Origin of the sequence: Janthinobacterium sp. NKUCC08_JDC (assembly GCF_019345575.1) — a bacterium.
GTDB lineage: Bacteria > Pseudomonadota > Gammaproteobacteria > Burkholderiales > Burkholderiaceae_D > Janthinobacterium > Janthinobacterium aestuarii.
In genome coordinates, this window is the sequence record NZ_JAHKQW010000003.1 from 249,265 (window position 1) to 263,653 (window position 14,389).

General features: G+C 63.5%; 13 protein-coding genes. 11 read left to right on the forward strand and 2 right to left on the reverse strand.

The window, feature by feature from the left end; genetic code table 11:
* Window positions 1-77 precede the first annotated feature (77 nt).
* On the reverse strand, window positions 78-2,591 hold the full coding sequence (locus tag KO538_RS11050) for a sulfite reductase flavoprotein subunit alpha (protein ID WP_219328336.1): 2,514 nt from the start codon (window positions 2,589-2,591) through the stop codon (window positions 78-80).
* 195 nt (window positions 2,592-2,786) lie between these two features.
* Between KO538_RS11050 and KO538_RS11055 the strand changes: the two genes are divergently transcribed.
* From KO538_RS11055 to KO538_RS11065, 3 genes are all read left to right on the forward strand, one after another.
* Window positions 2,787-3,887, forward strand: a complete 1,101-nt coding sequence (locus KO538_RS11055; RefSeq protein ID WP_058050799.1) for a branched-chain amino acid aminotransferase — start codon at window positions 2,787-2,789, stop codon at window positions 3,885-3,887.
* A 68-nt stretch (window positions 3,888-3,955) separates the two neighbouring features.
* Window positions 3,956-4,672, forward strand: coding sequence for a hypothetical protein (locus tag KO538_RS11060; RefSeq protein ID WP_080698773.1), 717 nt, complete (start codon window positions 3,956-3,958; stop codon window positions 4,670-4,672).
* 81 nt (window positions 4,673-4,753) lie between these two features.
* On the forward strand, window positions 4,754-6,160 hold the full coding sequence (locus KO538_RS11065; RefSeq protein WP_219328337.1) for an MFS transporter: 1,407 nt from the start codon (window positions 4,754-4,756) through the stop codon (window positions 6,158-6,160).
* Here the strand turns inward: KO538_RS11065 and KO538_RS11070 are convergent, their stop codons facing one another.
* A complete protein-coding gene (locus KO538_RS11070; RefSeq protein ID WP_219328338.1) occupies window positions 6,161-7,795 on the reverse strand; it encodes an acyl-CoA synthetase in 1,635 nt (544 codons plus the stop codon).
* 114 nt (window positions 7,796-7,909) lie between these two features.
* Between KO538_RS11070 and KO538_RS11075 the strand changes: the two genes are divergently transcribed.
* The 8 genes from KO538_RS11075 to KO538_RS11110 all read left to right on the forward strand — a co-directional run bounded on the left by KO538_RS11075 (window position 7,910) and on the right by KO538_RS11110 (window position 14,320).
* The gene (locus tag KO538_RS11075) at window positions 7,910-8,611 is read left to right on the forward strand and encodes a Crp/Fnr family transcriptional regulator (RefSeq protein ID WP_175560509.1); all 702 of its coding nucleotides are present in this window, start codon (window positions 7,910-7,912) and stop codon (window positions 8,609-8,611) included.
* A 62-nt stretch (window positions 8,612-8,673) separates the two neighbouring features.
* Complete coding sequence (locus KO538_RS11080; RefSeq protein ID WP_139248381.1) at window positions 8,674-9,267, forward strand: hypothetical protein; 594 nt, start codon at window positions 8,674-8,676, stop codon at window positions 9,265-9,267.
* Window positions 9,268-9,303: 36 nt separating this feature from the next.
* Window positions 9,304-9,690: a DUF2946 domain-containing protein gene (locus tag KO538_RS11085; protein ID WP_219328339.1), complete on the forward strand. Its 387-nt coding sequence runs from the start codon at window positions 9,304-9,306 to the stop codon at window positions 9,688-9,690.
* Window positions 9,691-9,752: 62 nt separating this feature from the next.
* Window positions 9,753-10,349 carry an SCO family protein gene (locus tag KO538_RS11090; protein ID WP_034757529.1) on the forward strand — a complete coding sequence of 199 codons (597 nt, stop codon included), beginning with the start codon at window positions 9,753-9,755 and terminating at the stop codon, window positions 10,347-10,349.
* Window positions 10,350-10,368: 19 nt separating this feature from the next.
* Window positions 10,369-10,839: a copper chaperone PCu(A)C gene (locus KO538_RS11095; RefSeq protein WP_152546547.1), complete on the forward strand. Its 471-nt coding sequence runs from the start codon at window positions 10,369-10,371 to the stop codon at window positions 10,837-10,839.
* Between the two features lie 121 nt (window positions 10,840-10,960).
* Window positions 10,961-11,647: a CerR family C-terminal domain-containing protein gene (locus KO538_RS11100; protein WP_219328340.1), complete on the forward strand. Its 687-nt coding sequence runs from the start codon at window positions 10,961-10,963 to the stop codon at window positions 11,645-11,647.
* On the forward strand, window positions 11,644-12,852 hold the full coding sequence (locus tag KO538_RS11105) for a multidrug effflux MFS transporter (protein ID WP_219328342.1): 1,209 nt from the start codon (window positions 11,644-11,646) through the stop codon (window positions 12,850-12,852). The genes KO538_RS11100 and KO538_RS11105 overlap by 4 nt, the downstream gene beginning before the upstream one ends.
* Window positions 12,853-12,973: 121 nt before the next feature.
* Window positions 12,974-14,320 carry a DUF3422 family protein gene (locus tag KO538_RS11110; RefSeq protein WP_034757534.1) on the forward strand — a complete coding sequence of 449 codons (1,347 nt, stop codon included), beginning with the start codon at window positions 12,974-12,976 and terminating at the stop codon, window positions 14,318-14,320.
* The last annotated feature ends 69 nt before the right edge of the window (window positions 14,321-14,389 follow it).

Here is a 14,389-nt window from a genome sequence, read left to right on the forward strand (position 1 = left end):
CACTCTAGTGCGATGGCTGGTGCTGACCGTGCGCCTGCCCACATAGCCGGGCGGCGCGGGCGGCAGCCTGATCTAAGTCAATACACGTCGCGGCGGTAGCGTCCGGCCGCCAGCAGGGCGTCGAGGCCCTCCTGGCCCAGCACTTCTTGCAGTACAGCATCGATTCCTGCCGCCATGCCTTGCAGGCTGCCGCATACGTAGACGATGGCGCCTTGCGCCAGCCACTCGCGCAACTCTTCAGCGTTGGCGCGCAGGCGGTCTTGCACGTATTCCCGGGTTTCGCCATCGCGCGAAAAGACCCTGTCCAGGCGCGCCAGGTGGCCAGCGTCGAGCCAGCCTTGCAACTCTTCGCCGCAGACGCTGTCAAAAGCTTGCTGGCGCTCGCCGAACAGCAGCCAGTTGTGGGCTAGCCCCGCCCGGTGGCGCGCGCGCAAGTGGGCACGCAGGCCGGCCAGGCCGGAACCGTTGCCGATATAAATGCAGGGCACGTCGGCCAGGGCGGGCGCGAAGGCGGGATTGGCTTGCAGGCGCAAGCGGATGGGGCCGCCCAGAGGGGCGAAGCGCGTGAGCCAGCCGGAACAGACGCCAAATCCCTGGTTGTCCTCGCCCGCATGGCGTTCCTGGCGCACCAGCAACTGCAGTTCGGCATCGGATGGCAGCGAAGCGAGCGAATAGCTGCGGGGCGCGTGCTGGCCGTGATGCGCGTCGCCCTCGCTGCCATCCGCGTTGCGGGCGATGATTTCCGCCAGCGCGCCCGCTTCCCAGGTGGCGCCGGCCGGGCCCGTCAAGGTGATTTCATGCAATTCGCCGCCCAGGCTCCCCGGGTTGAGCAGCACGCGCCGCGTCAGGCGCCACTCGGCATACGACGCTTCTTCCTGTACGCCGATGGCGTCGATGGCGCTGCCGCTGCAGCGGGCCAGTGCTTTGGACCAGTCGGCCAGGGCAGCGGGGTCGTGCTTGTCCACTTCGATCAGCGGGAATAATGGATGGGCGCCCAGCGCTTGCAATTGCTGCGCCAGCGCATGGCCAAAACCGCAGAAGGCGCTGTAATGGCGGTCGCCCAGGGCCAGCATGCCGAATTCCAGGCCCGCCAGCGGCCTGCCCGATGTTGCGTGCAGCAGGCGCGCGAAGCGGCGCGTGCCGTCCGGCGCCTCGCCTTCGCCAAAGGTGCTGGCGATGATCAGCGCCCGTTCGTACTGGCGCAATTGCGCAGGATCAAACCGGTCCAGCGACTGCACGTCGACAGCGACCCCGGCCTGCTGCAGGGCGCGTGCGCTTTCCAGGGCCAGGCGCTCGGCCTGTCCCGACTGGCTGGCGTAGGCGACGAGGGTGGGCAAGCCGGTATTTTGCTTGTCCGCTGCACCGGCGCCCAGCATGGCGCGCTGCGCCTGGACAGCCCGTTTTGCCTTGCGGCGGCCCAGGTACAGCATCCAGCCCGTGATGGCGAACAAGGGCAGGCCCAGGCTGGCCAAGGTAACGATGATGCGGCCCGGCAAGCCGAAATACGTGCCCATGTGCAGCGGATAAATGATGTTGACGAGGCGTGCACCGAGCGCTTGCTGGCTGTACGGCTCGTTTTCCGTGATGCTGCCGTCGGCCGGTGCAATGCTCATGCGGCTGCGCGCCCGTTCGTGCGGCGCATCGCTGGCCAGCCACGTGAATTGCACGGCTTCGCCGGCGCGCGTGGGCAGGCGCACGCTGGCCAGGGTCCAGCCGGCGGCGTGCTGCTGGAAGCTGGTCCAGGCCAGGCTGATGTCGGCGGCGGGCGCCTTCTCGTTGCCGCCGCCTTTTTTCGCGGGTGCCTGTGCCATCCTTGGCGGCTTGCCGGCCCAGGCGTCGATATTGTCGCGCACCACGTCATAGCTCCAGTAAATGCCCGTCAAGGTCAGCGCCACGTAGACGATCAGGCACCAGGTGCCGGCCACGGCGTGCAGATTCCACAAAAAGGAGCGGCCCTTCAGGGCGGGATCGAAGGTCAGCCACGTGCGCCAGTCCAGCGGACGGCGGGGCCAGCGCAGATACAGGCCGGACAGGGCTAACCCCAGCAGGCACAGGGCCAGCGCACCCGCCACTTGCCGGCCCGGATCGCGCGGCAGCAGCAGCCAGCGGTGCAATGACTCCGTCCACTCGAAAAATTCCGCCCCCGCCAGCGCAGGCTGGGTCGCGCCCGTGTACGGATGCACATAGATGGACTCGCCGCGCCGCTGGCCGTTCTTCGGCGCGAAGAACAACCGTGGCGCCGTGCCCGCTTGCGCATACATGGTGATCGACGCCACGCGCTGGCCGTGTTCGGCTGCGGCAATGCTACTTAACTGGGCCGGCGTCAGCGGGGCGTGGGTTTCCACGGACACATGGCGCACGCCGGGGTTCATGACATCGAGTAATTCCTCCTTGAAGGCCAGGGTGGCGCCGCTCAGGCCAATGATCACCAGCACCGTGCCGGCAGTGATGCCGATAAACCAGTGCAATTGAAACCATATCTGCTTCCAGGTCCAGTGCCAGCGCCGTTGTTGCGGGGCGGCGCTTGGCTGGCGCACTGCGGGCACGGCGTCGGTGCTGGCGCGCAACTGGGGGAGGGAGGAAGTGGTCATGGCGGCTTTCGATAGCGCCGCCATGCAGGACGTCAGGCATGGCGGGAAGAAGGAAGGCTGATATTTTAACGCAAACGAGAATCATTCGCAAATGATGGTGCCCTGTGTTCACGGGGCGGGGGCCATCCCCGTTTGCCTGATCGGGCGTCATAGGCGCTACAATAGGGATACTGTTCACTAGTTCCCATTGCTGCCATGACCACTTCCACACCGAATCTCGTCGTCACCCCGTCCGCCCACCCCTTGTCCGACGCCGAGCGCGCCGCGCGCATGGTCAATCCCGCCTTTGGCCGCATCTTCACCGACCACATGGTGGTGATTCCTTACCGTGACGGCAAGTGGCAGCAGGGCGAACTGAAGGCTTACGGCCCGCTGATGCTGGACCCATCCGCTTCGTCCCTGCACTACGGCCAGGCCATCTTCGAAGGCTACAAGGCGTTTGCCCAGCCGGACGGCAGCATCAAGACTTTCCGCCCGGAACAAAACGCGGAGCGCTTCAACCGCAGCGCCGCGCGCCTGGCCATGCCGGCCATTCCTGTCGAGCTGTTCCTGGAAGCGGGCGACGCGCTCATTTCGCAAGACCGCAACTGGGTGCCGAAGAACACGGGCGAGAGCCTGTACATGCGTCCGCTGATGATCGCTACCGATCCTTACCTGGGCGTGCGTCCATCGGAAGAATACCTGTTCGTACTGTTCGCCTCGCCAGCCGGCGCCTACTTCCCGAAAGGCGTGAAACCCGTCACCGTATGGATCAGCGAAGACTTCGTGCGCGCCGCGCCGGGCGGCACCGGTGAAGCCAAATGCGCGGGCAACTACGCGGCCAGCCTGATGGCGCAGTCGCAAGCGCAAGAGAAGGGCTGCGACCAGGTCGTGTGGCTGGACGCCGTGCACCGCGAGTTCATCGAGGAAATGGGCGGTATGAATTTGTTCTTCGTCTACAAGGATGGCGAAAAGATCACCGTCGTGACGCCGGAGCTGACGGGCACCTTGTTGCCAGGCATCACCCGCCGCAGCCTGCTGGAAATGGCGAAAGACCTCGGCTATGCGACCGAAGAGCGTAAATTGTCCGTCCAGCAATGGCGCGACGACATCGCCTCGGGCCGCATGACCGAAGTGTTCGCCTGCGGCACGGCCGCCGTCATCACGCCTGTGGGCGTGGCCAAGGCCAATGGCTTTGAAATGACCATCAACAACAATGAAAACGGCGCCGTCACCCTGGCCCTGCGCGAAGCGCTGCTGGGCTTGCAGCATGGCACTGCCGCAGACACCCACGGCTGGATGCATAAAGTTTGCTGATGTACACGTTTGACTGATACCGCGCCGGCACCCAGTTGCCGGCGTTTTTATATCTTGAAGGAATTACGATGAAAATTCGCTCTGTCTTGCCTGCGCTGGCCGCCGTTTTCCTCAGCCTGTCCGCAACTGCCGCCCATGCGGCCGACGCCAGCTGCGCCATTCCGCGCAACGTCAGCTATTACGATTACGACGTCAAGCCGTCGGACGAGAAAAACACGTGCTACAAGCAAAGCACGAACGTGCCCACCGATTACTTCATGCTGGCGCTGTCGTGGTCGCCAGGCTTTTGCGACAGCCAGCGCCGCCGTGGCGCCGTGTCGAAGAAGGCCGCTTTCCAGTGCGCCGAGAGCAACCAGTTCGGCTGGATCGTGCATGGGCTGTGGGCGCAGTCGAACAATCCCGCCACGTGCGAAGACATTTCCGTGACGCCGCCGCGCAAGACGGACATGCATCCGCGCTACTGCAAGGGCAATTTGCCGAAACTGGCGCCGTCCGACATCTTGCCCTACATGTGCATGCAGCCGGGCGAAGCCTTGCTGCAGGGCGAATGGGAAAAGCATGGCGCCTGCGATTTCGATACGGCGAAGGAATATTTCGAGAAGGAACGCGAACTGTTCCAGGCCTTGAAGTTGCCGGACTCCACCATGCCGAAAAACGAGCTGTTCCAGTGGATGAAGCAGCACAACCCACAGCTGAAAGGCCGCTGGCTCGGCTATGAAAAGCACTCGGGCGAGTTGCGCATCTGTTATTCGAAAGATTTCAAGGTCATCGACTGCCAGAAGTGATGGACCTTGCCTGCCCGGCAGAGTCCGCCCATCCATGCTAGTGTATTGCCCGGATCAGCAAGATGAACAGGTAGTGTATTTATGCAGAAGCAGCACACGCAAGCCGTCATGGTGGGCGAGGACGGCTTGCCGCCCGGCGCCCGTTTATGGGCCATGCTGGCGCTGGCCATCGGCGTGGGCATGGCTTCGCTCGATACGGCGATTGCCAATACGGCCTTGCCGGCCATCGCCAGCGAGCTGCACACGACGCCGGCCGCCTCCGTGTGGATCGTGAACGTGTACCAGCTGGCCATGGTGGCGACCTTGCTGCCGTTCTCGGCACTCGGCGAAATCGCCGGCTACCGGCGCGTGTTTATCTCCGGCATGTTCCTGTTTACCTTGGCCTCGCTCGCCTGCGCACTGGCCTGGTCCTTGCCGTCGCTGGTGGTGGCGCGGCTTTTTCAAGGCGTCGGCGCCAGCGCCATGATGAGCGTCAACACGGCGCTGCTGCGCGCCCTGTACCCGAAACATTTGCTGGGCCGCGCGTTTGGCAACAATGCGCTGGTGGTGGCCGTCGCGTTCGCCATCGGGCCCACGGCCGCGTCGCTGATCCTGGCGACGGCCTCGTGGCCGTGGCTGTTTGCCATCAATGTGCCGCTGGGCGTAGCCGGCTTTTTCCTCGCCAGCCGCATGTTGCCGGCGACAAAACTGTCTGGCCACACGCTCGATGCGCGCACGGCGCTGTACAACGTGGGCGCCTTCGGCTTGCTGATTCTGCTCTTTGGCGATGCGGCCCATCACGCGGCCCTGTCGACCTTGCTGCCGGAACTGGTGGCCGTGGCGGTCTTCTTTGTCTTGCTGCTGCGCCGCCAGGCGGGGCACGCGGCGCCGATGCTGCCGATCGATCTGTTCCGCCGTCCATTATTCCTGCTGTCGTCGCTGACGGCCATCTGCACGTTTGCCGCGCAGGGGCTGGCGTTTGTGTCTCTGCCATTCTATTTTGAAGTGACGCTGGGCCGTTCACCCGTCGAGACGGGCTTCCTGATGACGCCATGGGCCGTGCTGGTGGCCGTGATGGCGCCTGTCGCCGGGCGCCTGAGCGACCGCTATTCGCCGGGTGTGCTGGGGGGCATTGGCCTGGCGGCGCTGGCTGGCGGCTTGCTGACCCTGGTGTGGATACCGGCGCACCCCAGCGTTTTTGATATCGGCTGGCGCATGGCCTTGTGCGGCATCGGCTTCGGTTTTTTCCAGGCGCCCAATCTGAAAGCCATCATGGGCAGCGCGCCGCCCGAGCGGGCCGGCGGCGCCAGCGGCGTGGTGGCCACGTCGCGCCTGATCGGCCAAGCCACGGGCGCGGCGCTGGTCGCGTATTGCTTCACGGTTTCGGCCAGCCGGGGCACGACGTATGCGCTGTGCCTGGCGGCAGGATTCGCCGCCGTGGCCAGCATCGCCAGCTTCTCGCGCCTGGTGGTGGCGCAGCCGGCGTGGCTGTCCGGCAAGCACGAGTAATCAGACGTCGATGGCCTTGTCCGACTGCATGCGCTTGCGCAGTTCGAATTTCTGGATCTTGCCCGTCGATGTGCGGGGCAGGGGGCCGAAATAAATGGCTTTCGGCACCTTGAAACCGGCCAGGTTGTTCTTGCAAAACGCAATCAATTCCGCTTCCGTCACCGTGCCGCCTTCGCGCAATTCGACGAAGGCGCACGGCGTCTCGCCCCATTTCTCGTCCGGCTGGGCGATGACGGCGGCGGCCAGTACTTGCGGATGGTGGTACAAAGCGTCCTCCACTTCCACGCTGGAAATGTTTTCTCCGCCGGAAATGATGATGTCCTTGCTGCGGTCCTTCAGCTTGATATAGCCGTCCGGATACATGACGCCGAGGTCGCCCGTGTGGAACCAGCCGCCGGCGAACGCTTCCTGCGTCGCCTTTTCATTTTTCAGATAGCCCTTCATGCAGATATTGCCACGGAACATGATCTCGCCGATCTGTTCGCCGTCGGCCGCCACAGGCTGCATGGTTTCCGGGTCGAGCACGGCGACGGCGCTTTGCAAGTGGTAGCGCACGCCCTGGCGCGATTTCAATACGGCGCGCTCTTCCTGGCTCAAGGCCGCCCACTCGTCCTGCTCGGCGCAGATGGCGGCCGGGCCATACACTTCCGTCAAGCCATACGAGTGGATCAAGTCGAAACCCATGGCTTCGATCTTTGCCACCATGGCCGCTGGCGGCGGCGCGCCGGCCACCATGCCGCGCACGGTCCAGGCTATGCCTTCGCGCCAGTTGGCGGGCGCGTTGGCCAGGGCCGCGTGCACGATGGGCGCGGCGCAATAGTGGGTGATGCGCAATTCGCGCATCAGGTCGAACACGAGCTTCGGTTCGAACTTGCGCAGGCAGACGTTCACGCCGGCACGCGCGGCCACGGTCCACGGGAAGCACCAGCCATTGCAGTGGAACATCGGCAAGGTCCACAGGTAGACGGCGTGCTTGGGCATGTCCCATTCCAGGATATTCGACAGGGCATTGAGGGCCGCGCCCCGGTGGTGGTAGACGACGCCTTTCGGGTCGCCCGTGGTGCCGGACGTGTAGTTCAGGGCGATGGCGTCCCACTCGTCCGCCGGCGGCTGCCAGTCGTAATCGGGGTTGCCGCTGGCCAGCAAGCTTTCATAGTCGAGCTCGGAAAATGCTTCCACTTCGGGCCCCAGCACGTCGTTGACCTGGATCACGCGCAAGCCGGGAATCTGCGCCGCCATCTGGCGCGCCAGCTCGGCAAATTCCGTGTCGGCCAGCAAGACTTTCGCCTGGCCATGGCGCAGCATGAAGGTCAATGAGGCCAGGTCGAGGCGGATATTCAAGGCATTGAGGACGGCGCCGGCCATGGGGACGCCAAAGCTCGCTTCCACCATGGCGGGCGTGTTCGGCAGCATCACGGCCACCGTATCGCCCGTGCCCACGCCCAGCTTGATCAAGCCCGAGGCGAGGCGGCGCGTGCGCGCATACGTTTCTTGCCACGTCTGCCGCACGGCGCCATGTGCAATTGCCAGGCGATTGCCATATACTGCGGCTGCCCTGGCGATATAGTCGAGCGGGGTGAGGGCGGCGTAGTTGGCGCTGTTTTTGCCGAGGCCGGTGTTGAAATCAGCTGTCATGCTTGTCTCCTGGTAAAAGAATCTTGTAGCTCCCTGTTTCGGGATTGATACCGGTTAGCATAGCACCGGTGCTGGAAAATCACTGTCATCTTAGTGACAGGTCTGAAGGATGGAATGGATAGCAACGATAGTGTAGAACGTGCGATGCCGGAATTCGACAGCCACGACTGGTTCGCGGCCCTTGATCCCCGGCATCAGACCCTGTTGCGCGCCGGCAGCGTGATCAAGCATTGCGAAGCGGGCGCCGTCATCACGCGGCGCGGCGAACCGTCCGTGCACTGGATCGGCGTGCACACGGGCTTGATCAAGCTGGCCGTCTACAACGCCGATGGGCGCGGCGCCACGTTTTCCGGCGTGCCGGCCGGCGGCTGGTGCGGCGAGGGCAGCGTGCTCAAGCGCGAACTGCGCCGCTACGACGTGGTGGCCGTGCGCGCGTCGAGCATCGTCCTCGTGCCCGTGGACCTGTTTCATCTGCTGCTGGCCGAGAGCCTCTCCTTTAACGCCTTCGTCATCCGCCAGCTGAACGAACGCATGGGCCAGTTCATCGCCACCATCCAGAACCAGCGCCTGCTGGCCGTCGACGCGCAAGTGGCGCAAGCCATCGCGCAGCTGTTCCACCCCATGCTATATCCGCGCACCTCCAGCGTGCTTGAGCTGTCGCAGGAAGAAATCGGCTTGCTCACCGGCATTTCTCGCCAGCGTGTGAACCAGGCGCTGGGCCATCTGGCCGAATTGAAACTCATCAGCATTGCCTACCAGTCGATCCGCGTGGTCGACCTCGACGGTTTGCGCCGTTATGGCGTAGCGTCGCTGTGATGACAGACTGCCCGCGCGATGTGTGGCATGCTGGCGGCTCGTTTACCATATTGACCTGACGCATGGCCCTTGTTTCCGATCATCCCTTGCATTTGCTGGGCTTGCGCTTTCCGCTCCGGCTGCGCGTCACCGTGCGCCAGGGTTTTGTGACCTTGCACAATGAAATCACGACCAAGAAACTGGCCAGCGGCGACAGTTTCGTCGTGCCCGCCTTCTTGCGCTTTGCCTGCGACGTGATGCCGGGGCGGGGCAAGCCGGCAGTGTTCACCTTGGCGCTGGAAGATGATGAACCCGATGGCGGCCACGGCGGCGGCAAGCGCTGGAGCCAGGCGCTGGCCCAGCACATCTTTGATACGCCGCAAGGCAAATGGACGGCGGCGCGCCTGGCGGCCCTGTGGCAAGTGACGCCGCACAAGGCCCGCGCGCGGCTGTTTGCCGAAGGCGAGGCATTACTGAGCCTGGTGCGGGAACAGCGCCTGGCACACGCGCTGCACACGGCGGCGCAAGCGGGCGCCGATGGCGAAGACGGCGAGCGCGATCTGGCGCAAGTGGCGGCCGGCTCCGGTTTTTCCTCGATCCCCGCGTTCTGCGACGCCTGCGTGGATGTGGCCGGCGTGCGCCCCAGCCTGTTCCTGCGCGGCCAGGCGCCCGGATAGCCAGACTCCGTTATAATCGGGGCCATGGGATCTTTATTGAAGCGCAAACAGTGGCACATGTGGTTCGCCTGCCTGGCGATACTGCTCAATGCGCTGTCGCCGTCCCTGTCCTATGCGTTTGCTTCGCAGCACGCGAACGCGAACAATGCCGCCGTCGACATCTGCTCGGCCAGCGGCGCCGTCTACACGCAGGCCGACCTGGCGCCTGCCGCCACATCCACCACCGGTTCCGTGCTGCACCACATCGAGCATTGCCCATTCTGCATCAGCCATGCGGGCAGCGTGGGCCTGCCGCCGCCGTCTTCAGCGCCGTTACCCGTCATCATGGGCCACGACGACTATCCACCCTTGTTTTACCAGGCGCCGCGAGCTCCGTTCGCGTGGCTGGCCGCCAGCCCGCGCGGTCCCCCTTCGGCTGCCTGAACCCCAAGTCACGCCTTCCACGTCTTAACTGTATCCACTACGCCCATCGGGCCGGAATTATCATGAAACGTCGTCTTTTCCTTCTCGCCGGCACGGCGGGATTGCTCACGCTTGCCGCTTGCGAGCCAGCGCCGAAACCCCATTACAACGGCCTCGACTTGACGGGAGGCGATTACAAGCCCGACTTCAAATTGAGCGGCCCCGACGGCAAGGTGTACACCCTGGCCGACTTCAAGGGCAAGTATGTGATGGTCTTCTTTGGCTTCACGCAATGCCCGGACGTGTGCCCGACAGCACTGTCGCGCGCGCTGGAAATCCGCCAGAAGCTGGGGCCGGATGCCGATAAACTGCAAGTGATCTTCATCAGCATCGACCCCGAGCGCGATACCCCCGAGTTGCTGGGCGAGTACATGCGCGCCTTCGACCCCAGCTTCCTCGGCTTGCGCACGGACCCGAAGAACACGGCGCAGACGGCCTTCAATTACAAGGTCTTCTACCGCCGCGTACCGAGCGGCAGCTCGTACACGATGGACCACACGGCCATCAGCTATGTGCTCGATACGGAAGGGCGCATGCGCCTGGGCTTGAAACACCAGCTGACGGGCGACGAGTGCGTGCAGGACATCAAGACCCTGATGAAATCGAAATACACCTTATAACCATCGCGAGGAAATAATCATGACCCATTTGAAAACCCTGCTGGCCACGGCCCTGACCGTGCTGTCCTTCTCCGCCGTCGCACAAACCAGCGTGCAGATTTCTGACCCGTGGGTGCGCGCCACCGTGCCGCAGCAAAAAGCCACGGGCGCCTTCATGCAGATCACGGCGCCGAAAGCGATGCGTTTGCTGGAAGTGCGCTCGTCCGTGGCCGGCGTGGCGGAAATCCATGAAATGAGCATGGCGGACAATATGATGCGCATGCGCCAGGTCAAGGAAATCACCTTGCCAGCCGGCAAGGCCGTCGAACTGAAGCCGGGCGGCTACCACGTCATGCTGCTGGACCTGAAAGGACAAGTGAAGGCGGGCGACAAGATTCCGCTGACCCTCGTCGTCGAAGGCGAGGACAAGCGCCGTGAAACCATCGAAGTCAATGCCGTGGCGCGTCCGCTGGGCGCCACCTCGGCCCCGATGCCTGCCATGAAGCACTGATCGCCATCATTTTGGCCAGAAGCCCGGTGCGCCGGGCTTTTTTGCGTCCGCCTGAAAGTTAAACGCTTGTTTGATATAATTCCGCACAATATTAAACAGCTGTTTAAATGATGGGAATGGCATGACGCAAGACAATAAAATCGAGAAAGAAAGCGAGAAACAGAGCGAACCGGCGCGTGCGCGCATCCTGCAGGCGGCCGTCCAGCTGTTTGCCGATGAGGGCTACAAGCTCGCGTCCGTGCGCAGGATCTGCGAGGCGGCCCACGTCAACGTGGCGATGGTCAATTACTATTTTCATGGCAAGGAAGAGCTGTATCTGGCTGCCTTCGACCATGCGCGCGAACTGGCGCGCGCCTCGGCTGCGGACGTGGCCGCCGCCAGCGCGCAGGCGCAGCTGCCGCCCGTGGAACAGTTGCGCCTGGCTATCGAGGCGCTCGTCTCCGACATGCTGCGCTCCGGTTCCGCATCCCTGTTCAGCCGCCTGGTGGCGCGCGAACTGATCGAGCCGACGGCGGCCATCCACAAGCTGGCCGAGCGCAATGTGCGGCCGCAGCATGCGCTGTTCACTCGCCTGATCCGTGGCGTAGTGGGGCCGGCCATGCCCGACGACGCGGTGCAGAAATGCGTGTTCAGCGTGATTGGCCAGGTGGTGTTCTATGCCCGTTCGCGCATCGTGCATGAACTGGTGGTGCCGGAAATCACCTATGACGAGGCGGGTATCGCCGATATCGCCCGGCATGTCGCCGCGTTTTCGCTGGCGGCCCTCGACGGCTTGCGGCGCCAGCATGTTGCGCAGGAGCTTGCATGAAGACCAGAAACCTGACTCTCGTGCTGGCCGGGCTGGCTATGCTGGGCCCGTTCGCCACCGATACCTTCTTGCCATCGTTTCCCGCAATCGGCACGCATTTCGACGTCAGCAGCGTGCTGGTGCAGCAGACCCTGAGCGTCTACCTGGCCGCCTATGCCTTCATGACCTTGTTCTACGGCACCTTGTCTGACTCGTTTGGCCGCCGCCCCGTGATCCTCGCTTCCCTGCTGATCTTTGCCGCGGGCTCCATCGGCGCCGCGTTCGCGCCCAGCTTTGGCTGGCTGCTGTTCTTCCGCGGCATGCAGGGCGCTTCGGCAGGGGCGGGCAGGGTGATCGGCCAAGCCATCGTGCGCGACACCCTGTCGGGCGCGGCCGCGCAAAAGATGCTGGCCAATATCATGATGGTGTTCGGCATCGCGCCCGCCATCGCCCCCATCATCGGCGGCTGGCTGCACGTGGCCTACGGCTGGCAATCGACGTTCGTGTTCACCTTTTCCGTCACGGTACTGTTGTTGCTGGCTTGCCTGAAAGGCTTGCCGGAAAGTTTGGCCGTCGAGGAACGTCAACCCTTCCACCCAGGCAACATCGCGCGCAATTACTGGCTGGCCTTGCGCCACCGGGCTTTCCTCTTGCGTTCGCTGGCCGTCGCCTTCGCCTTTGGCGGCTTCGCCTTGTACATCGCGTCGGCACCGCATTTTATTTTGGAACTGCTGCGCCTGCCGGAAACGGCGTTCGGCTGGATGTTCATCCCCATGGTGGCGGGCCTGGTGGGCGGTTCGGCGCTGTCGGGCAAGCTGGCCCACGCGGTGAAAAGCACCGTGCTGGTGCGCTGGGGCTTGCTGGCCATGGCGGCCACGGGCGCGCTCAATATTGCTTACAACCACTGGTTCGCGGCCAGCATCCCTTTCGCCGTCGTGCCCGTGATGCTGTATGCGTTCGGCATGTCGCTGGCCTTGCCGGGCATGACCATGTCGACGCTCGACATATTCCCCCAGATGCGGGGCCTGGCCGCCTCCTTGCAAAACTTCGTGCAAATGCTGGTGTTTGCGCTGGTGTCCGGTTTTGTCGCACCATTGCTGTTCGACAGCGCATTCAAGCTGGCGCTGGGGCAAGCCTCGGCCGTGGTGCTGGCCGCGTTTCTCTGGTGGCTGGGTACGCGCCACACCGCAGCGCACGGTGCTACCGGGGTTGCCAAAGCGGCATGAGCGGGGTTTGAAAAGGTAGGCATGCTTCCTGCTTTGTTACACTGTGACAATCAGACCCCTGCTGCGTCAGCGCAGCACGCGCTTGGGTCTAAGCAGTTTTGCAACTTTACCTTTGGCTATCATGCACTTGATTAACTCCAGTTTGAACCACGCCTTGCGCGTGCCGCTGGCTGCGGAAATCCACTCGCGGCCGTTTTTGCAGCTCGATGCCCCCGAACTGATCACCCATCTGGCCGTGTATAAAGATGACAGCGCGGTGACTGGCGCGTCGAATATGGCGGCCCAGCACGCCACCTTGGCGGCCCTGTGCACGCATTTCGGCGTCACGCCCCCTAGCACCGAAGCCAAGTATTTTTATTACGATTTTGGCCGCTTCCGCCTGAAATGGGAATGCCACACGGAATTTGCCACGTTTACCTTTGCCGAGCATCCTGGTGCCGCCTTGCCCCTGGAACAGGCGTTCGAGCGCATGCCCCTGGAGCAATTGCCGCAGCAATGGCTGGTGGGCTTGAAGGGCAAGCTGATGGTGGCGGCCCACGTGGTGCTCGAGCAGGCGACCGAGCCTGCCGAGATCTTCATGCAGGGTTTGTCGCGCGTGTTCGAGGGCAATACCCTGGCCGGCAGCAAGGTGCTGCAGGGCGGAGAGTTGTGGACGGATTTCACGATCCAGTCGGACGGTTTCAGCCGTTTCGTCATCCGCGATGCGGGCATGCGTTCGCAGCAGTCGGGCCGATTGGTGCAGCGCGTGCTGGAAATCGAAACCTACCGCATGATGGCGTTGCTGGGCTTGCCCTACGCCATGCAGGCGGCACCATCGTTGAATGCCATCGAAAACGAACTGGCCACCCTGGCCGCCGCCATGGTCGACACGGACGACGCACCGGGCCTGGCCAAGAGCGACGACGGTGTCTCCGAGCAAGGCTTGCTCGACCGCATCACGCGCCTGGCCGCCCGCATTGAAAAGCTTTCACTCGACAATAGCTACCGTTTTTCCGCGTCGAAAGCCTACATGGGCCTCGTCAAGGCGCGCATCGACGAGTTGCGCGAAGTGCGTATCGAAGGCATCCCGACGGTTGAGGAATTCATGGACCGCCGCCTGACACCGGCCATGAACACGTGCGAAGCGATGGCGAGCCGCCAGGAAGCGATGGCGCAGCGCATTGCCAACACGAATGACTTGCTGCGCACGCGCGTTGGCATCGTGCAGGAATTGCAGAACCGGCAAATCCTGCAATCGATGAACGCCCGCGCGGCGCAGCAGCTGCGCTTGCAGCAGGCGGTGGAAGGCCTGTCGGTTGCCGCCATTTCCTATTACGTGATCGGCCTGTTCAGCTATACGGGCAAGGCGGCCAAGGTGATGGGACTGCCCGTGAATCCGGAAATCCTCGTCGGCGCCCTGGTGCCGTTCGTGGCGGCCGCCGTCTGGCTGGGCCTGCGCCGCATGCACCACAAGCTGCACGCGGACTGAACAGGACGACGCTGCGCTGTCATATTTGCTATCTTTCAACATTCGACCGTCAGGTGTTTTGAAAGGAAG